This is a genomic window from Brevibacterium sp. XM4083 (assembly GCF_006489205.2).
In the GTDB taxonomy this organism is placed as follows: Bacteria; Actinomycetota; Actinomycetes; order Actinomycetales; family Brevibacteriaceae; genus Brevibacterium.
Genome location: NZ_VFYR02000001.1, coordinates 229269 through 249673, shown reverse-complemented (window position 1 = coordinate 249673; position 20405 = coordinate 229269). Strand labels below are relative to the sequence as shown.

Sequence of the window (20405 nt, the reverse complement as noted above, 5' to 3'; positions counted from 1 at the left end):
GCGCTGAACTGGGATTTCACTACGCCCGTCAGCGGCTCGTCGACGGCGGCCGCTCACGCGGGAGCGTCATTGCGCAGTCGGGTGATCGCCTCGGCGACCTCGGACCGGGAGGTGATGTCGAGCTTGCGGTACAGCCGGTAGGTGTGACCTTCGACGGTCCGCACGGCGACCCCGAGCTCGTCGGCGATCTCGGCGTTCGTCAGGCCAGCGATGATGAGGCGCGAGATCTGCTGCTCGCGACTCGTCAGCTCGACGTCGCGCATGCGGTGGCGATGGGGCGGCGGGCTCTCCGCCCAGGACTCGGCGAGGGTGAGGCAGCGGTCGACGAGCGCGGGCAGCTGCGGCGACACCCGGTGGGCGAAGGCGACGAGTGCTTCGGCGTCCTCAGCGCACAGAGCCGCGCCGAGCTCGCCGAGGAGGCGCCCGTCGCGATCACCGCCGTCGAGGGACGCGGCCAGACGGCACATCGCCTCGGCGTCGTAGTCCCCGAAGTGGACGAAGATCTCGATCCGGGCACAGGCCGCCGCCGCGAGCGCCCCGCGCTCCTCGACGGCCCGCAGCGCCGCATCGAGCTCCTCGCGGTACCGCGACCGGCCGGTGAGCTTGGCGCGGACGACGAGCCGGAGGATCTGCGCGCGACGGGACTCGACGTAGGCGGCGCCCGGCGGCAGGTCGAGGTAGCGGGCGTCGAAGTCATCGGCGGCCTCGGCGTTGCCGACCATCATCGCGGCGTACTGGGCCTGGGCGAGGGCGAGCGCGGCGAACTCGTACTGCTGCCAGTACTCGATCGCCTCGGCGGCCGCGCGGGCGCGACGGAACGCCCGGTCCCAGCGTCCCGCCTCGGCGTGGAGCCTGGTGACGATGAGGTCGCGCGCCCCGCTGCCCGCCGCCCGGTACGCGAGGTCGGTGCTGCGGGGCACGGCGAGCACGGCGGCGGCAGCCTCCCTGTCCCCGCTCTGCAGGTGGGCCCACGCGCGCGCGAGGTCGAGGATGATCGTGCCCGACCCGATGCTCTCCGAGACGCCCTCGATCCGGTCGAGGAGGTCGCCGACGACGTTCCCGTGTCCGCGTTCGAGCTCCTTGGCGGCGACGACCATGGTGATCGCCACCCGCAGGGTCTCGGGGATGCCCTCGGCGCCGAGCCAGGTCAACACCGAACCGTCGTCGCCGGGCAGGCCCTCCCACGAGCTCTCGCTGACCCTCTCGAGGGTCGCGCGGGCGAGGTCGATGACGTCGATGGCGTCCTCGAGGCGCCCTGCGGCGGCGGCCTCGGCCTGGATCCGATCGAGGGCGGCGACGAAGTCGGCCCCCGACAGCGGCGGGGAGATGCGCTCGACGTCCCTGAGCACCCAGACGACGAAGGCTTCGACGACGAGGAACGGGTCGTCGGTCTTCCTGATCGCCTGGGCGAGGACGTCGCAGCCGACGGGGATGAGGTTGACGTCGCAGTAGAGGGTGCCGAGGTCGAAGAGCGCGGGGGCGTCCATGACCTCGGAGGGCACCTCGGCGAGGATCCGCAGCGCCCGCTGCCACTCCCCCATGCCGGCGGCGACCCGGGCCGCTTCGACGGAATCGGCGACCGAGACCTTCGCCCCGCAGCTGAGCGCCCAGTCCGCACGCAGCATCCGCGCCCGCTTCGACGGGGTGCCGGGGTGGGATTCGACGAGGGCGAACATCTGCCGGCTGCGCCCCACGGGGACCGTGTACCGCACGGTCTCCGTCGAATAGCTCTCGATGCACGTGTAGATCGGTCGCCCGCGACCGCCGAGGTCGAGGACACCGGCGGCGACGAGCGAGTCGGCGGCTTCCCCGAGTCCTGCGGCGAGCATGAGCTCGACCTCGATCTCACCGGCGAGGACGACGAGTTCGAGGGCTTCGCGCTGATCGTCGGTGTACCGGGCGAGATCGCTGCTGACGAGGTCGCGGGCCCGCTGGTCGTAGTCGATGTCGAGGCCGTCGAGCAGCCACACTCCCCGTTGGAGGACCAGGCGGCTGCGCCGACGGGCGTAGCGGAGCAGCTCGATGATGAGGCCCGGGACTCCCGAGGACTGGAAGGCGGCGACGTCGAGGGCCCCGTGGGAGACGATCCCGCCGAGGTGGTGCTCGAGCATCGCGGAGACGTCGTCGAGGGTGAGCGGTTCGAGGAGGATGTGGTGGACGACCCCGTCGGCGACGAGTTCGCCGAACGACCCGGTCCGGCCGTCGACGGTCGGGGTCATCGTCGCGACGACCCTGATCTCCCCGTCGCTGGCGAGCTGCCACAGCGCCGAGAGGCTGCTCTCGTCGAGGCAGTGGGCGTCGTCGGCGAAGACGACGGGAGTGCCCGGCCCCTCAGTCAGCGCCGCGACGACGCGGGCGAGGACCGTCTCGGGCTCGCCGTCGAGGTCGACGAGGAGCCCGAATGCCCCGAACGGCACCCCTTCGAGCACCCGGTCCCCGCGGATCCAGGTCTCCTGTCCGCCGCGGTCGGCGTGCACCCGCGCGGCCAGCCGGGACTTGCCCATTCCGTGCTCGCCCTGGATGACGACCCCGGAGACCTCAGTGCCGCGCAGGGCGGCGTCGATCTCGGCGAGTTCGCGGTCGCGCCCGAAGATCGCAGTGTCGACGGCGTCGCTCACGGATCATCCCCCCACGCGGCGACGACGTCGCGCAGCTCCCGGCGGTTCGCCACCTGCAGTCGGCGGTAGATGCGGGTGAGATGCCATTCGATCGTCCGGGCGGAGAGATGGTGGAGCTCGCCGAGGTCGTGGCTGCTGCGTCCGGCCATCACCCCGTCGACGAGCTTGCGCTCGAACTCGGTGAGCACGGCGTGGAGTTTGGGTCCCGGAGTGGAGAAGCGCACGGTGCGGGTGCTGTTGCCGATGAGGATGCGCGCCTCCCGCGCCGCCGTGCGGTCGCCGTCCTCGACGGCCCGCTTCTGCGCCCGCTTGGCCAGTTCGGCGCACGCGACGACGGATCCGAACTCGAGGGCGAGCCGGGCGGCGTCGAGGAGGGCGGAGGGATCGCTGCCGCCGATCCCCTCGGCCGTCGCCCGGGCGAGGTCGCCGATGCCGCCGTCGATGGTGTCGGCCACCTCGGCGAGCGCATGGGCCGCCGTCTCATGGCCGAGGCGGGCGGCCTCCATGAGCGCCCCGGCGGCCATCGTCGTCGCCCCGATCTCCGCGGCCTCGACCCCGAGGGCGTGCAGGCGGGCCGCCGCGGGGTCGGGGCGGGTGACGGCGAGAGCCTGAAGGTCGAAGAGCCGCGCCTCGAACTCCGACCACCACGAGTACTGGTCGGGCCGGGTCTCGGCGGAGGTGGAGTCGAGGAGGGCGTCGGGGTTCGACAGCCGGCCGAGCTGGGCGTCGACGTAGCGCTTGGCGGCGTGGCCGACCCGCGTGATGTCGATGAGGTCGGTCTCCTGGAAGTGGCTGAGCAGCGTGTGCAGGGTCGACTGCGCGCGGGCGGGGTGACCGGTGCGCGCGTCGACGAGGGCGCCGGCGAAGTCGATCATCCGGTCCCCGGTCCGCGCCTGCCGCACCGAGCGGCGGGCACCTGCCCAGTCCCCGGCGAGGTACCGGGCGACGAAGATCTGCGGGGCGGCGTCCTCGACCTCGTAGCTCGTCAGCCCGGCGAGGCCGAACATCAGCTCGGCCTGGTCGATGTAGCGCAGGCCGAGGTCGACCTGACCTCTCGTCACCTGCCCGATGCCGATGATCGCGCAGGCCCGCAGGCGATGTCGGGTCAGGCACGCGTGATCGCGGTAGACCGCCTCGGCGAGCCGCATCCCCTCGTCGAAACGACCGCCCCGCTGTTCGAACCGGGCCCGGGTGACGTCGAGGCGGCCGGTGTCGGCGGGACTCGTCAGCCTCTCCCGCGCCCACTGCACGACGAGGTCCTCCGGCGTCCTGGGGTCGGTGAGCCGGATGTCCATGCAGGCCAGGCGCGACAGATAGCTCGCGTCATCGGCGTCGGAGCCGGTGACGTCCTCCCCGCGCGTGCTCGCTCCGTCGGAGCTGCCGTCGGCGAGTCGGGCGACGAGACGGTCGAAGGTCCGGCGCCCCTCCTCGAGGTTGCCGCGCTCCTTGTCGGCGCGGACGAGTTCGAGGAGGATGCGGCTCGTCTCCCACCGGGAGGCGGTGATGAGGTCCGCGGCATCGGAATAGCGCCCCTCGGTGTTCGCGGCGCCGACCGCGGTGAACACCGTGTCCTCGGCCTGGCCGAAGCCGAGGCTGAGCCCCCAGCGCAGGTAGCCGAAGAGCGCGCGGCCGGTCAGGGCGGCGACCTCGACGACGGACTCGTAGACCTTGAAGAGACTGAGACTGTGGGCGGGCATGACATGGGCCTTGAGCGTCTCGGCGATGACGCGCTCCGACAGGCGCACCCCGGACCCGCGCCCGCGGTCCATCGTCACGAGTCCCTTGTCGGCGAGGTCGTCGATCTCCTCGGCCGAGCAGAGTTCGGCGAGGGCTTCGTAGGGGGCCGCGTCGACCATTGCGATGATCTCGAGGATCGGTCGCAGCTCGGTCGGGATGTTCCACAGGATGCGCTCATGCGCGCGCGTCTGGTCGAGGCCGAAGACGAGCTGGTTGACCAGCCGCGGATTGCCGCCGGTGTCCCGCAGCACCTCGGTGGTCGACCGGTCGATCGCCCCGGGCGATTCGAGGAGGGCGGCGATCGCTCCCTCGTCGAGGCCGTCGAGGTCGATGCGCACCATCGACCCTCCCAGCCACAGCGTCGCGATGAGATCGACGGGCGGGCGGATCGACTCGGCGCCGACGACGAGGCGGATGCGGTGGGCGTCGGCGAGCTGGCAGAGCACGGAGATCGACTCGACGTCGACGAGGTTGGCGTTGTCGAGCTGTACGATCGGCACCCCGGGGCTGCGGTCGACGACGCGGGCGACGACCGAGAGCGCGGCTCCGGGTCCGATGTCCCGGGTGACGCCCTCCTGGGACAGGAGGATCTCGAGGATGCCGAGCGCGCGGTCGCGCAGCAGATCGGATCCGCGCAGGCGGAAGATCGCGACATCCCGTTCGAGCTGTTCGAGAGCGCGATTCATCACGGTCGTCCGTCCGCTGCCGGCGGGGCCGATGATGAGGCACCCGCTGCGGTCGGGATCGGCCAGGGTCTGGCGAAGTGCGGAGACTTCGTCGGCGTACCCGAATGCACGGCCCTGGGGTGAGGGGACGGTTACCGACATTCGCGCTTCTTTCGATGTCACCGATCCACTGGTCCGACGAGGTCTCGCTCGCCCGACGCAGCTCTCGGCCGGGTACCTCGCGATCGACTCGGCATCGGCGGCATGGGTGGCCGTGATTCCAGGTCAGGTGTCTGCGGTGGGGTGGACCGTCGACGACCGCGAAGCTGGGGATGTGGGGACACAATAACCGCATATGCCATGGCACGCAATGAGCTTCCCGCATCCCGGGCATCGGGGCGGGCTGCTCCACTTGTGAGTGACCTCACGCGACCGTACTATGGGAGCTAACTTACTGAACGATCTATCAGGAGCTTTCATGGACACCCTTCTGAGCGCAGAAGAGCGCGAGTTCGCGCAGCAGATGCGTCAGTTCTACCGCACGGAGATCCCTGAGGAGCTGCGCTTCAAGGTCGCCACCGGGCAGGAGCTGACCAAGGACGACATGGTCACCTCGCAGCGCATCCTCAACGCCAACGGCTATGCGGTGCCCCACTGGCCCGTCGAGTGGGGCGGCCAGGACTGGACCCCCGTGCAGCGTCACATCTGGCTCGAGGAGATGCAGCTGGCGAGCGTTCCCGCGCCCCTGCCGTTCAACGTCTCGATGGTCGGTCCGGTCATCGCGACCTTCGGGTCGCAGGAGCTGGGGCAGCGCTTCCTCCCGGCCACGGCGAACCTCGACATCTGGTGGTCGCAGGGCTTCTCCGAGCCCAACGCCGGATCCGACCTCGCCTCCCTCACCACCTCGGCGGTGAGATCGGGTGACAAGTACATCGTCAACGGTCAGAAGACGTGGACGACCCTGGGCCAGTACGGTGACTGGATCTTCATGCTCGTGCGCACCGACCCCGAGGTCAAGAAGCAGGCGGGCATCTCGTTCCTCCTCATCGACATGAAGTCCCCCGGCGTGACCGTGCGCCCGATCCAGCTCATCGACGGCGGACACGAGGTCAACGAGGTCTTCTTCGACAACGTCGAGGTGCCCGTGGAGAACCTCGTCGGCGAGGAGAACAAGGGCTGGACGTACGCGAAGTTCCTCCTCGGCAACGAGCGCACCGGCATCGCGCGCATCGGCGCCTCGAAGGTCAATCTCGCCCGCGCCAAGGCCTACGCCGCGGTGACGAAGACGGCGACCGGCACGCTGCTCGACGATCCCCTGTTCTCGGCGCGCCTGACGCGGCTGGAGGCCGAGCTCACGGCCCTCGAGATGACGCAGCTGCGCATCCTGTCGACGCAGGCCGCAGGTTCCGAGAAGCCGGATCCGCGCTCCTCGGTCCTCAAGCTCAAGGGCTCGCAGCTCCAGGAGGACATCAGTGAGATCCTCGTCGATGTGCTCGGTCCGCAGGGCCTCGACTTCGTCACCGACCGCGTCCAGGGTGAGGGTCTGACCGACCTGCCGCTCGGCGCCGTCGACGCGCTGCCCGCCTACTTCAACACCCGCAAGGTCACCATCTACGGCGGTTCGTCCGAGGTGCAGCGGGGAATCATCTCGAAGGCCCTGCTCGGTCTCTGACTCGGTCACTGAAAGGTACGAACACCGATGGATCTTGAACTCAACGACATTCAGCAGGAACTCGCCAGCACGCTGGGGAAGTATCTGCGCACCGAGTACGACACGGCCGCCCGCGATGCCATCCTCGCCAGCGACGAGGGCATCTCGCGTGAGAAGTGGCAGCAGTTCGCGGAGATGGGCCTGACCGGTCTGACGATCCCCGAAGGCTACGGCGGAGCGGAGATGACCTTCGCCGAGGTGGCTGTCGTCCTCGAGGCGTTCGGCCGCTCTCTCGTGCTCGAGCCCTTCGTCGCCACTGCCGTCCTCGGCGCGAACGCCGTGCTCCTTGCCGGCAGCGAGGAGCAGAAGCAGGCGATCCTGCCCGGCGTCGCCGAAGGGCAGACCTTCCTCGCCGTCGCCGCCCTCGAACCGGGTCAGCGCTATGCCCTGGCGCAGCCGTCGACGACGGCGACAGCGGCCGGAGACGGCGTCACCCTCTCGGGTGAGAAGAACGGTGTGCTCGGCGGCGACGTCGCCGACCACTTCATCGTCACCGCCGTCGAGAACGGAGAGCTCGGGCTCTTCCTCGTCGCCGCCGACGCCGCGGGTCTCACGCGGGTCGCCCACCGCCAGGCCGATGGCCTCGGCAGTGCGAGCCTGCGCTTCGCCGACACTCCGGCACAGCGCCTCAACGCGGCCGATGCCCGCGCCGTGCTCGATGAGGTCGTCGACCTCGGCAACGCTGCGATCATGGCTGAGGCCGTCGGCGCGATGGAGGCCTCGCTGACGATGACCGCCGAATACCTCAAGACGCGTGAGCAGTTCGGGGCGCCGATCGGCGCGAACCAGGCCCTTCAGCACCGGGCCGCCGACCTCTACGCGGATCTCGAGTACGCCCGCAGCATGGCGCTCTTCGCTCGCCTCGCGGTCACCGCCGAGGGCGAGGGCGCGGAGAAGGATCGGCACCGCGACGTCATCGCGGCGAAGATCGTCGTCGATTCGACCTCGCGGCACGTCGCGCAGGAGTCGATCCAGATGCACGGCGGCATCGGCATGACGATGGAGTACCCGATCGGGCACTACGCGAAGCGCCTCACGGTGATCTCGCGGACGTTCGACGACGCGGATTCGCTCACGGCGGAGCTCGCGCAGATCGGCGGACTCATCGAACCGCACGCCGCAGACCTGTCCTGACCGGGCGGGTCGGTAAGGGCTGGGCTGGGCTGGTCCGAGCTGGGCTGGTCCGAGCTGGACTGGTCCTTGCCGGGCTGGTCGGTCCGGTACGGGGCTGGTCAGTCCGGTCGTCCGGGCCGGCAGGCGCAGGTTCGGCCGCATGAGGCGCCGGGAGACCATCAGAGTCTCCCGGCGCCGTTGCGTATCCGGGCTTGGGCTGAGACTGGGCGACCGCGTGGGTCTCTGCCTCGTCGTGGGTCCCGGCCTCGTCGCGTATTCGAGCTTGGGCTGAACGATGAGTCGGCTGCCTGCCCGGGCCGGGTCCGAGCGGCGGAACTGCCGGCCTGACCTGCGGGCGGGAGCCGCACCCCGATCGCAGTACGGTATCCGGCTGTGACGATTCCGCGCCGCCTCCGAGGTGCTGTGACGATTCCGCGCCGCCTCCGAGGTGCTGTGACGATTTTGCGCCGCCTCCGAGGTGATTGTGCGCCGCGCCCATGGCGAATCCGGCGCCGATTCCACCCTCAATCTTCCGCACAATTCGGGCGGTCGCCCTCAACCTTCCGCACAATGGCGAGGAGGGGCAGGCACTCGTCATGCGCCGCCGGCAGAACCCCTACCCGACGGGCTGGTCGAAGACGTGGCGGCGCACCCACGCGTGCATCGTGATCGCTGCCGCCGCCGCGGCATTCATCGACCGCGTCGAGCCGTACTGCGCGATCGAGAGCACCGCCGAGCTCGCCCGATGCGCCTCCTCGCTCAGCCCCGGCCCCTCCTGACCGAAGAGGAGGAGGCAGCGCTGCGGCAGGTCGTAGGTCTCCAGCGGCACCGAGTCCGGGAAGTTGTCGACCCCGATGAGCGGCACGTCGTTGTCCGTGCACCACTGCAGCAGGTCGTCGACGCTGGGATGGTGGATGACGTGCTGGTACCTGTCGGTGACCATCGCTCCGCGCCGATTCCAGCGCCGGCGCCCGACGATGTGGACGGCGGCGGCGTTGAAGGCGTTCGCCGTGCGCACGACCGACCCGATGTTGAGGTCGTGCTGCCAGTTCTCGACGCCGACGTGGAATCCGTGCCGCACCGTGTCGAGGTCGGCGACGATCGCGTCGTGCCTCCAGTAGCGGTACTTGTCGACGACGTTGCGCCGATCACCCTCGGAGAGCAGCTCCGGATCGTAGTGCTCGCCGACAGGCCAGGGGCCGGTCCACGGACCGACCCCCACCTGCTGTGCTTCGTGACCGTCGGTCACTTCGCGTCGTCGCTGTCGGCATCCTTCGCGGAGTCCCGGGCGCCTGCGGCCCTGGTTCCCTTCGTCGAGGCGGTTCCCTTCGTCGAGGTGGTTCCCTTCGACGTGGCGGTGGACTTCGCAGACGCGGTCCCCTTCGCCGAGGTGGTGGCCGTGACGGTCTCGGACTCCTCGACCGTCACCTCGTCGGACGCGTCCGCGTCGTCCGTGTCCTTCGTCGCCGACGCCGATCCCTTCGCGTCCGCGTCGTCCGAATCCTTCGCATCCGACGTCTTCGAGCCGGAGCCCTTCGCGTCCGAATCCTTCGCGTCCGAGTCCTTCGCGTCCGCGCCCTTCGCATCGGCGTCCTTGGCCGCAGCGACCTTCTTGGCCCGCTTGCTCATCTTCACGGTCTTGCCGCCGCGTCCGCCGCCGGCGAGCACCGACCGGACGTAGGCACCACCGGCGAGCGCGTGGATGATGAAGGCGAGCACCGCGGCGATGGCGGCGGCCACGAGGCCCTCCCACCATGCCGGCTGGGCGGCGAAGTAGCGGTCGGCGATGCCGATCGGCGAGGTGAACGGAGCCCAGCCGAGGACCCGGCCGACCGTTCCCGAGGCGCCGACGATGACCGGGGCCATCGCACCGCCGACGGTGAGCACGCCGATGATCGCGACCATCGTCTTGCGCGCCTTGTCACCGGTGATCGTCGAGGCCCACACGAGGAGGGCGAAGATCGTCCAGGCTGTGAAGAACAGGGTGAGCGCGAACCAGCCGAGCCCCGGCAGCATCGCAAACGCGAGCGAGGTCTGACCCGAGATCGAGAGACCGAGCTCGAGGACGACGGCAGCCACGAGAAGGTGGATGACGACGAGCGTGAGCATGCCCGTCACCCGCCCCGAGGCGGCGGCGCGCGGCGGAATCGTCGCGGCGATGATCTCCGTGATCCGGTTGCGCTTCTCGAGCCGGAGGTTCTGGTAGAGCGCGGTGCCGAGCGTGGCGATGACGAGGAGCGAGAACACGACCATGCCCCACAGCAGCGGGACCGCGACGTCCTCGGGCACGGCCGGGGTCTGCAGCAGCGTCGCCTCGGTCTGCGGGGCGAGCCGCTCGAGGAGAGCCGTGGGCTGCTTGTCGAGGGCGATGATCGTCGGCTGCGACTGGCCCGAGGGGTCCTGGATGAACGCGGCGTCGACGGTGCCGTCCCGGACGAGCTGCTCAGCCGCCTGCGCATCGGGGGCGTCGGTGATCGAGACGCCGAGCTGCTGCTCGTACATCGCGGCCTGCTCGCCGACTCCGACCATCGCCATGCTCGGGGTGCCCGAGCTCGCCTGTGCGTCGCGGACGATCCCGCTGACGATCACGGCGACGATGCCGAGGACGACGACGGCGACGGTGACGAGGAAGAACGGACTGCGCATCGTCGTCGAACTCTCCCGGTTCGACACGAGCCACGAGGCCTGGCGCCTGCCGACGTCGACGAACTCCGAGACGAGTCCCGTCTCGGGCAGATCCTCGGGGTCGGGGGTGTCCTCGGCGAGTTCGTAGGGAACCTCGTCGAGACCGAGCGTCGAATCCGCGGAATCCTCGCCGAGGCGGTCGTCGGCATCCACCGAAGCGGCTTTCCCGGCAGCGGCTTTCCCGTCACCGGCCTTCCCGCTGGCAGGCTTTCCGGCGGCGGTCTTCCCGGCCGCGGTCTTCCCTGCACCGGCCTTCCCAGCACCCGACTTCCCGGACGCCGAGACGCCGGTCACTCCGCCGAGGTCGTCGAGGCTCGTCGGGGCCGTGCCCTTCGAGGTCGTCGTCTTCTTCGCGTCGTCGGGCGTCTGATCGTCCCGCGCGTCGTCCTTGCGTGCCATCACAAAGTCTCCTTGAACTGCTCGGCCAACGTCGGGCGCACCCGCTCGAAGCGCTCCACCTTGCGCAGCGTCGCCACCGACGCGGCAGCGGAGCCGGGATCGTCGCTGCGGAAGCGGATGACGGTGTCGATGACCTCGATCTCCGTGATGCCCGCGCGTCCCCGCAGCGACGTCGCGGCCGCCTCGGCGTCGGCGAGGGCGACCTCGTAGCGATGCTCGCCGAGGAGGTCGTCGACACTGCCGGCGGCGGTGACCTTGCCCTGGCTGAGCACGACGATGTCGTCGGCGAACTTCTCCGCGGCCTCCCAGTCGTCGGTGGCGAGGATGACGGGCACGCCCGAGGCGGCATGGGCCCGCAGCAGGGACATGACGAGTTCGGTCGACTTCGTGTCGAGGCCGTTGAAGGCGTCGTCGATGACGACGACGTCGGGGTCGGCGGCCAGGGTCGCTGCGATGTCGACGCGGGCGATCTCGGCGCCGCTGAGGTTCTTCAGCGGGGCGTAGCCGCGGTCGGCGAGTTCGAGCCGGCCGAGCAGGGTCAGGGCATTGCGCTCGGCAGCGCCGAGGGTGATGCCGTGGAGGCGCGCGAGGTAGACGATCTGATCGATGACGCGCATGTTCGGGTAGCCGCCGCGCTCACCGGGCAGGTAGCCGAAGTTCTGCCGGTCGCCGAAGTCGAGTTCGTAGCCCTCGAGTTCGACGGTGCCCTCATCAGCGGTGATGAGGCCCATGATGACGCGCACGAGTTCGGTGCGGCCTGCCGATCGGGTTCCGACGATGGCGGTGATCCGACCCGGCTCGGCGGTGAAGCTCACCTCATCCAGATATGTCCGCTTCCCCTTGCGCAGGGAAATCCCTTTCAGTGTGAGCACACGCGATCCTTACGTTGTCCAACGGGCGCCGTTTGCAGCCACGGCCCTTGAGAGTTTCTCATCTATCGTGGTGAATCGCGCAGGGCGATTCAAACCAGGTCCGGGATTTCAACGGAATTGACAGTCGAGTCCCAGCTGGTGGTCGCGAGCTCAGTCGAGCCCGAGGTCCTTCGTCGTCAGCGCCGTGAGATAGGGGATCCCGGTGGCTTCGACCTTCTCCTTCGCCCCCGTGTCACGATCCATGACGACGGCCACGGCGACCACCTCGGCGCCGGCCTCCTTCAGCGCCTCGACGGCGGTGAGCACGGAACCGCCCGTTGTCGAGGTGTCCTCGACGGCGATGACGCGCTTGCCGGCGACATCGGGACCCTCGACGCGACGGGACATCCCGTGCTTCTTCGCCTCCTTGCGGACGACGAACGAGTCGACGGGGGTGCCGCGGACGACGGAGCGGTGCATGACGGCAGTGCCGACGGGATCGGCACCCATCGTCAGTCCGCCCACGGCGTCGATGGAGTCGAGCAGGCCCTCGGCCTCGAGGAGGTCGAGGACGACGTCGCCGATGAGCGGGGCCGAGCGGTGGTCGAGGGTGACCCGGCGCAGATCGAGGTAGTAGTCGGCCTCGCGGCCCGAGGAGAGGGTGACCCGACCGCGGACGACGGCGAGTTCGTCGATGAGGTCGAGGAGTTGGCGGCGGGAGTCAGCGCTGTCGGTCATGCCCTCAGTCTAGGCGGTGATGGCACGCTGAGCCGCCTCGGTGGCACCCTCCGCCGCGGTCAGGCTTCACCGAGGTTGTGGCAGGGCCGCTCAGCTCGCCGCGCCCCGGCTGATGACGCGGAGGTCGATCTCGACCGGTTCTCCGACCTCACGGTCGACGGCGGCGAAGATGTCGTCGACGACGGCGGCCACGGACCGTGAGTCGTCGAAGTGGGCGTCGATGCGCACCCGATACCCGTCGTCGGACTGGGTGAGGTCGATGCCCGTCGGTTCACCGCCGGCGCGCCGCAGCACCTTCGCCGTCGCGCTGACGACGAGGTCCTTCATGCCCGGGGCGAGCGAGGCGACGCCGGGGATGTGGGAGACCGAGCGTGAGAGCTCCTGCGCGGTGTGGGTGAGCGGGCTGACCACCTGCACGGATTCGTCTGCCGAGACACTGTCGACAGCCGCGTCCCCGGTCAGGGCAGTGTCCCCGTCGGCGGATCCGTCGCCGGCACTGGTCCCGTGGCTGCCGGTCGCGCGGCCCGTGCCGCTCGGCGTCGGCGCGGCCTTCTTCTCGCGCCCCGAGTCGGCGGCCCCTGACCTCGCCGCACCGTCGGTCGACTTCTCCGCGGCACCGGTCGCAGCCGCGGCACCGTTCGCAACCGCACCGTCGGTCGACTGCGCCGCACCGCCGGTCGACTTCGCCGCAGCACCGCCCGACTTCGCCGCGGCACCGGTCGCAGCCGACGAGTGTGCGACCGGCAGCGGGGCTGAGGGCTGATCGTCGTGGACGAGTTCGGGTTCGAGGACCGACTCGTGGCTGACCTCGAGCGGCGTGGGGGTCTCGGCTTCGGTCTCGCGCTTGTTCTCGGGCGACATGGGCTCATTCGACATAGGCATCCTCGACTTCGATATCGATCCGGGAAGCGGGCACCCCGAGCTCGCGCACGAGCGCCTCGGAGACCGCAGTCCTGATCTCGTCTGCTGATGTGACGACATGGGTGTCCGCGCGCATCGTCACGGTCAGCGCCACTTCGGCGGCGCTGCCGTAGGGCTCTCCGGCGGACACGATCCTCACACTGCGGGCGCGGATGCCGTCGACCGTGTCGACGGCGTCGCGGACGATCGCGCGCACAGCCGTCGACGCGATCGAGTACTCATGCCCCTCGTCGGTGCGCAGCTTCGTCGACGGCCCCCGGTAGAGGTCGTTGCGGACGAGGTGGAGGATGCGCTCGCGGATGCCCGCGGTCTGTTCGGGGTCGGGAACGAAGTGACCCATGTAATCGTCGATGACGTCGCGCAGCTGCGCGTCGAGGTCAGGTGCGGCGCGCTCACCATCGGCGCGCCGGCGATCATCACTCATGTCCATCCCTTCATCCCTTCGACGATGGCGGCCCGGGCGCGGTGGATGCGACCGCGCACGCTGCCTTCCGTGATGCCCAAGGTGTCAGCGACCTCAGCGTAGCTCAGGCCCTCCATCTGGCAGAGCACCCACGTCACCCGCTGCTCCGACGACAGCGTCGAGAACACCTGGGCGAACCGCTCGAGCGCACTGCGGGCCTCGACGCGCTTCTCGACCGAGGCGCGATCGTCGGCGTGCGCGCCGAAGTCCTCGGGGTCGAACGGGTCGGAGGGGCGACTGACGCGCTTGCGGAGGACATCGGTGCACCGGTTCGAGGCCATGCGGTAGAGCCAGGTCCCGAAGGCTTCGGGCGAGGCGAGTGCGTTGAGCGACTTCCAGGCCTGGACGAACGTGTCCTGCACGACGTCCTCGGCGTCCTGCCGGTCACCGAGGGTGCGCATGCAGAACCGCAGCAGCTTCGTCTCGTACCGATCGACGAGGGAGGCGAAGGCATCGACATCGCCTTCACGCGCCCGCACGACGAGTGTCACGATGTCCAATCGATCATCTCCTCTTGCCATGCTCCTGATGATAGGTGAGAGGAGCCGATGGGAACACTCCTTGTCGGTTAGTTGCCGCGATGTTCACCAGATCGAGACTTTTCGGTCCGCGTCGCCGCACCCCCGAGCATCCCGACGACCCACCTCCCACCGGCCGGCGGAGATACCCGGCGAAAGAAATCTCAACAACCTGCGTGAGGATCTCCGCGACGCCCCGTCTGTACCTGTGTCAGCACATCCGACACGAAAGGGAATGAACGATCATGCCTGCCAACACCGATTCCTCCACTTCCTCCACCACCTCGGCGTCGACTGCGAACGCTGGCCAGGACATCAACAGCCCCCTCGTCACCGACAAGGGCAACACGACGATCGCTGAGAACGTCGTCGCCAAGCTTGCCGGCATCGCGGCTCGCGAGGTCCCCGGCGTCTTCGGCATGGGCAACGCCGCACGCCGCGCCTTCGACACCCTCACCGATCGGATCCCCGGCTCGCAGACCAACGTCTCCGGCGGAGTCTCCGTCGAGAAGGGCGAGAAGCAGACCGCGATCGACCTGACGATCGTCGTCGAGTACGGCACGTCGATCGTCGATGTCGCCGAGGCGATCCGTCGCAACGTCATCCGCGCCGTCGAACAGGGCACCGGACTCCAGGTCGTCGAGGTCAACATCGACGTCACCGACGTCCACCTCCCCGACGACGACAACGATGACGATCAGAAGAAGAGCGACAGCACCAACGAACTCTCCTGACACATCCATTCGTCGCTGATGCCCCGGGGCGCGGCCCCACCCGGCACTCGCCCCGGGGACATCACGACCGCAGCGGAAGGACTGCCATGTCGAAAACACTCATCGGACTGCTTGTCGGACTCACCCTCGGCATCGTCGCGTACTTCGGAGGATTCGTCGCATTCCTCGTCGTCGCGATCTGCGGCGGGCTCGGTCTCACGATCGGCTTGGTCCTCGACGGCCGACTCGACCTCGGAGCCCTGAGCTCACGTTCGACGACGCGGAGGTGATCGCCGTGGCTGCATCACGCGGTAGCCTCACGATCGCCGACCGAGTCATCGAGAAGACCGCCTCGGAGATCCTCAAGGGCCTCCCCGGGGTCGGCGGCTCGACGTCGGGATTCCTCGGCATCGGCGGGAACTCGAGTCTCGACACCCGACCGAGCGTCGACGTCACGCTCTCAGGCCGCAGCTGCACCCTCGATGTGAAGCTCGGACTGGCCTACCCGCTGCCGATCTCCGCGACCACCGAAACCGTTCGGCAGCAGCTGAGCACCGAGGTGGAATCGCTCACGGGCGTGACCGTCCGGCAGGTCGACATCGACGTGACCTGGCTCAAGCCCGAATCGGCGAGCCATCCCAGCGAAGTGAGGAGTCTGGCATGAGCGCTCATCTCCTGCGCGCCCGTCCCGCACGGGTCGTGCCATCAGTCATCGTCGCCGTCGTCTTCCTCCTCGTCGCCGTCGGGCTCGGGTGGGCGGGCATCGCCGCCATCGCCCAGTCCGGCGCCGAGGCAGCGCTGACGACGACGCTGCCGGGTGTCTCCGGCGCCGAGTCCCTCCAGTGGGGGATGCCGATCGTCATCGGCGCAGGCATCGTCCTCGGTGTCATCGGACTCATCCTCATCATCCTCGCGATCTTCCCGGGACCCCGTCGCATCGTCGGCTTCCGGGCACCGACGAGCGAGTACATCGAACAGTTCGAAGTCGCCCTGCCGACCTCGGCGGTCTCGGACCTCGCGGCAGCCGCCGCGGACTCCGTCGACGGGGTCTCCCGGGTCCGCGCGTCGTCGAACGCACGGTCGACGATCGTCACCGTCACCACCCCGGTGCGCGACACCGCCGCGATCCGCAGCGATGTCGGACAGGCCGTGACGGACCGTCTCGCGGCGGTCGACTTCGACAGGCAACCGAGCGTGCGCGTGCACGCCCAGAGGAGGCAGTGATGAGAAGAATGGCCGCAGGTGCCAACCGCACCCTGCTCTTCATCGTCGGACTCGTGTGCCTCATCGTCGGCGCCGGTGCCGCGGCCGCAGGCTTCGGCTTCCTGTCGACGATCATCGCCGGACTCGAACCGTCGAGCACGCTCGGCGTCCTCGCGGTGCCGTTCACGTGGTCGTTCTCGGCCCTCGTCGCGGTGCTCATCGCGGTCGTGCTCGCGATCATCGGAATCTGGTGGCTGTCGCTGCAGATCCCGCGCAAGGACGCGGCGAAGCCGCTGCGTCTGCAGCAGGATGCGCGCACCGGCCTGACCACGGTGACGGCCAATGTCATCGCCGAGGCGGTCGCCGACGACCTCGAGACCATCGAGGGCGTCGACTCCGCCCAGGTCATCGTCCGCGGCACCGCGCGTCGTCCCGAGCTCGTCATCCACATCGACGTCGACGATCGCGCCGACATCGATGCGATCGTCGCCGAGGTGGCCGACCGGGTCGCCCGCAACGCGAGCAGTGCGCTCGGGGAGCCGCTGGCGGCGGTCGGACTCGAGATCGGCATCGCCCGCACACCCAACCGCAAACAGCGCAGCGTCACCCTCGCCTAGCGCAGGGTTGAAGTCCCACCGCCGGGTTCCCGGCGGTGGGGCGGCGCACAGTCGCCGGTCTGATTCCCGGGAGCAGTCCCGGACCCCCAGCCGGTCGTCGATTCGGCCGGCACTTCCACCGCCGCCGGCCGGATCGGCGGCCTCCGCCGTCCAGCCGACGGCACCATCACCCCGACCCGGGTTCCTGCACAGGACCCGGTGTCGGGGTGATGTCGTCTCAGCGGCCCGGGGCCGTGCCGCCGGAGTCTGCGCTGCCGGGGTCGACCTCGAGGACGACCTTGCCGACGGTGTGTCCGCGCTCGATGTCGGCCAGTGCCGCGGCGGCCTGCTCCAGCGGGTGCGTCGCCGAGATGTGCGGGGTCACCGTTCCGGCGGCGACGAGTGCAGCGATCTCGGCGAGCTCCGCGCCGTCGGCCTCGACGGTGAAGCGCAGCGCGCGCACCCCGTGGGCCCGGGCCTCCTCCTGTGAGGGCGCGTCGCGCGTGGTGACGAGCACGCCGCCGGGAACGAGCACGGCCCACGACGCCGCCCTCGCCGCACCCCCGACGAGATCGAGGACGGCGTCGACCCCGGAGACACCGGAGAGGTCCTGCGTCTCATAGTCGATGACGACGTCTGCGCCGAGCTCCCGGGCGAACGCGACGTGCGGCGTCGACGTCGTCGTGATGACGTGGGCGCCGGCCGCCTTCGCGAACTGGATCGCGAAGTGCCCGACCCCGCCGGTGCCACCTTGGACGAGCACGGTCGAGTCCGCGGTGACCCGTCCGTAGCGGAAGAGCCCCTGCCACGCGGTGAGGCCCGCGGTCGGAATCGACCCGGCCCGGACGGCGTCGACGCCGGCGGGTGTCGTTGTCAGCGCATGCTGGTCGACGACGACCCGTTCGGCGTATCCGCCTCCGTGCATGTCGACCATCCCGAAGACCGCGTCGCCGACGGAGAACTTCTCCGCCTGTGCCCCGCACTCGACGACGACGCCGGCGACGTCGCGCCCGAGCGTGTACGGCAGCCGGTCCTCCCCGACTCCGGGATACCGGCCGGACCGGATCCGGGCGTCGACCGGATTGATCCCGGCCGCCGCGACGGCGACGCTGACCTGCAGAGCGTCCGGGGCCGAGACTCCGAGCCGGCTGACGTGGAGGACGTCGTCGCCGCCGAAGCGGTCGAAGCGGACCATCCGCGCCGTCGCCGGTGCGTTCGCACTCACAGTCCCCACGCCTTAGCGAGCAGTTCGAAGGACCGTGCGCGCATCGCCGGGTCGAACGTGTACGTCGTGATGATGAGCTCGTCGACGCCGAGGTCGGCGATGATCTCCTGCAGGGCGGTGACGACGGTCTGCGGGGATCCGACGGCCCGCACCTGCTGGAAGTCCTCGATGAAGGCGAGCACGCCGGCATCGACGACCTCCCGGATGTCGTCGACCGGCGGGGCGAGCGGGGTGCGCCGGCCGGTGCCGATGCCGGCGGCCAGCTGCTGTGCGGTGGTGAAGAGGTGCTCGGCCTCCTCGTCGGTGGGGGCGACGAGGACGTTGACCCCGGCCATGACGTAGGGCGCGGAGAGCTCCGCGGTGACGTAGTCGGTGGAGAAGTTCTCTCGGTACCTACGGATCGCTTCGTGGCGCGCGGCCGGGGCGAAGTGCGAGGCGAAGACGTAGGGCAGGCCCATGGCCGCGGCGACCGTCGCCCCGTCGAGGCTCGACCCGAGGATCCACAGCGGCACCCGGGTGCCCTGCCCGGGATGCGCCGTCGTCTCCCCCGTCCCGTCGCCGAGGTGGCGCTGGAGTTCGACGACGTCCTCGACGAAGGTGTCCGCCGAGGCCTGTCCCCGGCGCAGCGCCGCGGCCGTGCGCGGGTCCGTGCCCGGGGCGCGGCCGAGTCCGAGGTCGAAGCGGTCGCCGTACATCGCGGCGAGCGTGCCGTAGTATTCGGCGACCATGAGCGGAGAGTGGTTGGGCAGCATCACGCCCCCGGAGCCGAGTCGGATCCGACTCGTGTTCTCCGCGGCCCGCCCGATGAGCAGGGACGTCGCCGAGGAGGCGAACGTCGGCACGTTGTGGTGTTCGGCGTACCAGTACCGCCGGTAGCCGAGGCGGTCGGCGAGCTTCGCCAGGGCCAGCGACTCGTCGAGTGCGGTGCGGGTCTCCATTCCCTGGGAGACGGGGACGAGGTCGAGGATGGACAGCGGGGTCATGATGGTGCTCCTCTCTTCGGGGACGTCGCGGCGAGTGCGGCGGCGATGATGACGACTCCGACCTCGCAGAGGCCGTAGACGATGAAGGTCGGGACGAGGCCCCAGTGCTGGGCGGCGAGGCCGGCGAGCACGGCGGGGACGCTGAACGCGGTGTAGGCGACGATGAACGTCGTCGCGAAGGTGCGGGAACGGTCCGCGGCGGGAGCGGCCTGGCCGATCGTCCCCATGACCCGGGAGAAGGCCGCGCCGAAGCCGGCCCCGGCCAGCGCCGAGGCGAGGATGTAGAGGACGAGCGAGTCGACGAGGACGGCGACGACGGTGCAGAGGACGCCGAGCCCGAGCAGCCCGAAGCTGAGCAGTCCGTGCCGCCGCGGGGTCATCCCCCGCATCCGCCACGTGGCCAGCGGCGCGGGAAGGAAGAAGACGGCCAGGGTGAGCCCGACGACGAAGGTGTTGTCGACCCCGAAGGTGGTGTGGATGAGCGAGGCCCCGAGGGACAGATAGAGTCCGGCCGGCGCCCAGATCGCGAGCAGTGCGGGGATCCGGCGGATGAAGATCGGGCGCACCGCCGCGGGAAGCCCGACCCGCGGGACGAGGGCCCGCAGGCGCACCGGCTGCCGCGGCACGGGATCGCGGGGCAGGAGGATGAGGGCGGTGAGCAGAGCGGCATAGGTGCCGAGCAGCACCCAGTAGACGAGCTGGCGCGGCCACGGGGCGTACTCGACGAGGAGACCGGCGAGCGCGGCACCGAGCGCGAGTCCGATCGGCGAGGAACCGCCGGAGACGAGGGCGCCCGCCGGCTGACTGGGCTGGTGGGCGACGATCATCGCCGATGCCGCACCCGTGCACAGTCCCGTCGCCGCTCCCTGGACGAGGCGGGCGACGATGAGGGGACCGACGCCGTCGGCAAGGATGAAGAGGACCATCGCCGCGATCTGGATGAGGAGTCCGGCGACGAGGACGGAGCGGGTGCCGACGACATCGGCGAGCGATCCGAGGGTGATCATCGTCGCGAGCAGGGCGAGGACGTAGATCGCGAAGATCACCGTGAGGGTGAAGTCGGAGAACCCCCACAGCTGCTGGTAGACGGGATAGAGCGGGGAGGGCGCGGCCGCGGCGGCGAGCAGCGCGACCATGATGAGACCGGCCACGGCGAACCTCGCCGTCTGCGCCTCCTTGACCATGCTCTCTCCCTCACCCTCCGCTGTCCGGTCAGACTATACCCAGGCCGGGGGCTTAGACTCAGGGTTCCCTGACAATGCTCCT

At 69.9% G+C, this 20405-nt stretch carries 19 protein-coding genes; 7 read left to right on the top strand and 12 right to left on the bottom strand.

What is annotated here, in order from left to right:
* Positions 1-53: 53 nt before the first annotated feature.
* A complete protein-coding gene (locus tag FJ887_RS18475) occupies positions 54-2618 on the bottom strand; it encodes a LuxR C-terminal-related transcriptional regulator (protein WP_137824431.1) in 2565 nt (854 codons plus the stop codon).
* Complete coding sequence (locus FJ887_RS01090) at positions 2615-5182, bottom strand: LuxR C-terminal-related transcriptional regulator (protein WP_137824430.1); 2568 nt, start codon at positions 5180-5182, stop codon at positions 2615-2617. The genes FJ887_RS18475 and FJ887_RS01090 overlap by 4 nt, the downstream gene beginning before the upstream one ends.
* A gap of 316 nt (positions 5183-5498) precedes the next feature.
* Between FJ887_RS01090 and FJ887_RS01085 the strand changes: the two genes are divergently transcribed.
* Positions 5499-6692, top strand: coding sequence for an acyl-CoA dehydrogenase family protein (locus tag FJ887_RS01085; RefSeq protein WP_137824429.1), 1194 nt, complete (start codon positions 5499-5501; stop codon positions 6690-6692).
* Positions 6693-6719: 27 nt separating this feature from the next.
* The gene (locus tag FJ887_RS01080; protein ID WP_137824428.1) at positions 6720-7865 is read left to right on the top strand and encodes an acyl-CoA dehydrogenase family protein; all 1146 of its coding nucleotides are present in this window, start codon (positions 6720-6722) and stop codon (positions 7863-7865) included.
* Positions 7866-8460: 595 nt separating this feature from the next.
* On the opposite strand, the gene FJ887_RS01075 is transcribed toward FJ887_RS01080, so the two are convergent.
* The 7 genes from FJ887_RS01075 to FJ887_RS01045 all read right to left on the bottom strand — a co-directional run bounded on the left by FJ887_RS01075 (position 8461) and on the right by FJ887_RS01045 (position 14392).
* Positions 8461-9093: a TrmH family RNA methyltransferase gene (locus FJ887_RS01075; RefSeq protein ID WP_137824427.1), complete on the bottom strand. Its 633-nt coding sequence runs from the start codon at positions 9091-9093 to the stop codon at positions 8461-8463.
* Positions 9090-10928, bottom strand: a complete 1839-nt coding sequence (locus tag FJ887_RS01070; protein ID WP_137824426.1) for an ABC transporter permease — start codon at positions 10926-10928, stop codon at positions 9090-9092. Before FJ887_RS01070 ends, FJ887_RS01075 begins: the two co-directional genes overlap by 4 nt.
* Positions 10928-11800: an ABC transporter ATP-binding protein gene (locus tag FJ887_RS01065; protein ID WP_137824425.1), complete on the bottom strand. Its 873-nt coding sequence runs from the start codon at positions 11798-11800 to the stop codon at positions 10928-10930. Before FJ887_RS01065 ends, FJ887_RS01070 begins: the two co-directional genes overlap by 1 nt.
* Positions 11801-11950: 150 nt before the next feature.
* Positions 11951-12517 (bottom strand): orotate phosphoribosyltransferase, encoded by a 567-nt coding sequence (pyrE, locus tag FJ887_RS01060; RefSeq protein WP_137824424.1) that lies wholly within the window; start codon positions 12515-12517, stop codon positions 11951-11953.
* A gap of 90 nt (positions 12518-12607) precedes the next feature.
* Positions 12608-13378, bottom strand: coding sequence for a hypothetical protein (locus tag FJ887_RS01055; protein ID WP_137824423.1), 771 nt, complete (start codon positions 13376-13378; stop codon positions 12608-12610).
* Between the two features lie 4 nt (positions 13379-13382).
* Positions 13383-13862 carry an Asp23/Gls24 family envelope stress response protein gene (locus FJ887_RS01050; RefSeq protein WP_249356485.1) on the bottom strand — a complete coding sequence of 160 codons (480 nt, stop codon included), beginning with the start codon at positions 13860-13862 and terminating at the stop codon, positions 13383-13385.
* Positions 13859-14392 carry an RNA polymerase sigma factor gene (locus tag FJ887_RS01045; protein ID WP_232623872.1) on the bottom strand — a complete coding sequence of 178 codons (534 nt, stop codon included), beginning with the start codon at positions 14390-14392 and terminating at the stop codon, positions 13859-13861. Before FJ887_RS01045 ends, FJ887_RS01050 begins: the two co-directional genes overlap by 4 nt.
* Positions 14393-14664: 272 nt before the next feature.
* Here FJ887_RS01045 and FJ887_RS01040 point away from each other — a divergent pair, with 272 nt between their 5' ends.
* The 5 genes from FJ887_RS01040 (at position 14665) to amaP (ending at position 16952) form a co-directional block, all read left to right on the top strand.
* Positions 14665-15153: an Asp23/Gls24 family envelope stress response protein gene (locus FJ887_RS01040; RefSeq protein ID WP_137824420.1), complete on the top strand. Its 489-nt coding sequence runs from the start codon at positions 14665-14667 to the stop codon at positions 15151-15153.
* 86 nt (positions 15154-15239) lie between these two features.
* Entirely contained in the window at positions 15240-15422 is a 183-nt protein-coding gene (locus tag FJ887_RS01035; protein WP_137824419.1) for a DUF2273 domain-containing protein, read from the top strand.
* Between the two features lie 5 nt (positions 15423-15427).
* Positions 15428-15796, top strand: a complete 369-nt coding sequence (locus FJ887_RS01030; protein ID WP_232623740.1) for an Asp23/Gls24 family envelope stress response protein — start codon at positions 15428-15430, stop codon at positions 15794-15796.
* Positions 15793-16356: a DUF6286 domain-containing protein gene (locus FJ887_RS01025; protein WP_140954842.1), complete on the top strand. Its 564-nt coding sequence runs from the start codon at positions 15793-15795 to the stop codon at positions 16354-16356. Before FJ887_RS01030 ends, FJ887_RS01025 begins: the two co-directional genes overlap by 4 nt.
* Positions 16356-16952, top strand: coding sequence for an alkaline shock response membrane anchor protein AmaP (gene amaP, locus FJ887_RS01020; protein WP_137826440.1), 597 nt, complete (start codon positions 16356-16358; stop codon positions 16950-16952). Before FJ887_RS01025 ends, amaP begins: the two co-directional genes overlap by 1 nt.
* Before the next feature lie 217 nt (positions 16953-17169).
* Here the strand turns inward: amaP and FJ887_RS01015 are convergent, their stop codons facing one another.
* The 3 genes from FJ887_RS01015 to FJ887_RS01005 are packed head-to-tail and all read right to left on the bottom strand — an operon-like array spanning position 17170 to position 20323.
* Positions 17170-18156 (bottom strand): NADP-dependent oxidoreductase, encoded by a 987-nt coding sequence (locus FJ887_RS01015; protein ID WP_219993818.1) that lies wholly within the window; start codon positions 18154-18156, stop codon positions 17170-17172.
* Positions 18153-19139 carry an LLM class flavin-dependent oxidoreductase gene (locus FJ887_RS01010; RefSeq protein WP_137826439.1) on the bottom strand — a complete coding sequence of 329 codons (987 nt, stop codon included), beginning with the start codon at positions 19137-19139 and terminating at the stop codon, positions 18153-18155. Before FJ887_RS01010 ends, FJ887_RS01015 begins: the two co-directional genes overlap by 4 nt.
* A complete protein-coding gene (locus FJ887_RS01005) occupies positions 19136-20323 on the bottom strand; it encodes an MFS transporter (protein WP_137826438.1) in 1188 nt (395 codons plus the stop codon). Before FJ887_RS01005 ends, FJ887_RS01010 begins: the two co-directional genes overlap by 4 nt.
* Positions 20324-20405: the final 82 nt, after the last annotated feature.

Excerpts from the sequence above, each read along its gene's own strand:
- FJ887_RS01090 (WP_137824430.1), bottom strand. The coding sequence starts at position 5,182 with ATGTCGGTAACCGTCCCCTCACCCCAGGGCCGTGCATTCGGGTACGCC.
- FJ887_RS01085 (WP_137824429.1), top strand. The coding sequence starts at position 5,499 with ATGGACACCCTTCTGAGCGCAGAAGAGCGCGAGTTCGCGCAGCAGATG.
- FJ887_RS01080 (WP_137824428.1), top strand. The coding sequence starts at position 6,720 with ATGGATCTTGAACTCAACGACATTCAGCAGGAACTCGCCAGCACGCTG.
- FJ887_RS01070 (WP_137824426.1), bottom strand. The coding sequence starts at position 10,928 with ATGGCACGCAAGGACGACGCGCGGGACGATCAGACGCCCGACGACGCG.
- pyrE (WP_137824424.1), bottom strand. The coding sequence starts at position 12,517 with ATGACCGACAGCGCTGACTCCCGCCGCCAACTCCTCGACCTCATCGAC.
- FJ887_RS01055 (WP_137824423.1), bottom strand. The coding sequence starts at position 13,378 with ATGTCGCCCGAGAACAAGCGCGAGACCGAAGCCGAGACCCCCACGCCG.
- FJ887_RS01050 (WP_249356485.1), bottom strand. The coding sequence starts at position 13,862 with ATGAGTGATGATCGCCGGCGCGCCGATGGTGAGCGCGCCGCACCTGAC.
- FJ887_RS01040 (WP_137824420.1), top strand. The coding sequence starts at position 14,665 with ATGCCTGCCAACACCGATTCCTCCACTTCCTCCACCACCTCGGCGTCG.
- FJ887_RS01035 (WP_137824419.1), top strand. The coding sequence starts at position 15,240 with ATGTCGAAAACACTCATCGGACTGCTTGTCGGACTCACCCTCGGCATC.
- FJ887_RS01025 (WP_140954842.1), top strand. The coding sequence starts at position 15,793 with ATGAGCGCTCATCTCCTGCGCGCCCGTCCCGCACGGGTCGTGCCATCA.
- amaP (WP_137826440.1), top strand. The coding sequence starts at position 16,356 with ATGAGAAGAATGGCCGCAGGTGCCAACCGCACCCTGCTCTTCATCGTC.
- FJ887_RS01010 (WP_137826439.1), bottom strand. The coding sequence starts at position 19,139 with ATGACCCCGCTGTCCATCCTCGACCTCGTCCCCGTCTCCCAGGGAATG.
- FJ887_RS01005 (WP_137826438.1), bottom strand. The coding sequence starts at position 20,323 with ATGGTCAAGGAGGCGCAGACGGCGAGGTTCGCCGTGGCCGGTCTCATC.